This window comes from Streptosporangium nondiastaticum (assembly GCF_003011965.1).
Lineage (GTDB): Bacteria > Actinomycetota > Actinomycetes > Streptomycetales > Streptomycetaceae > Streptomyces > Streptomyces nondiastaticus.
Window position 1 is genome coordinate 1 of record NZ_PXWG01000413.1, and the last position, 386, is coordinate 386.

The 386-nt window shown below is 58.8% G+C and carries 1 protein-coding gene; it reads left to right on the plus strand.

The window, feature by feature from the left end:
* Positions 1-386 (plus strand): DMT family transporter (locus B7P34_RS36480; protein WP_146167076.1); only part of this gene is annotated, 386 nt, incomplete at both ends.

Consider the following 386-nt stretch of genomic DNA (forward strand, 5'->3'; position numbering starts at 1 on the left):
AGTGCTGGCTCTGGTCTTGCCGGTCAAGGGCCGCAAGATCCTGCGCAGCTCCCGCCCCAAAGCACAAATTCTGCGTGGCACAGTGATGATGCTGTCCACCTTCTCGTTTTTCAACGCCTTGAGCTATCTGCCTCAAGCCGAAGCCACCTCCATCAACTTTCTGGCCCCTTTGCTGGTGCTGTCTGTTGCCCCCTGGATTCTGAAAGAGCCACCGCGCATCAGTCGCTGGGTAGCTGCCGGGGTCGGCTTTCTGGGCGTGCTGATCATCATCCGGCCTACCGCTGGCCTGCACCCAATAGGGGTGATGTTTGGCTTGATGACCGCCTGTCTGTTCGCCACGCAATTTATCGCAACACGTCGCGTGGCCGTGGACAATTCGCTGACCA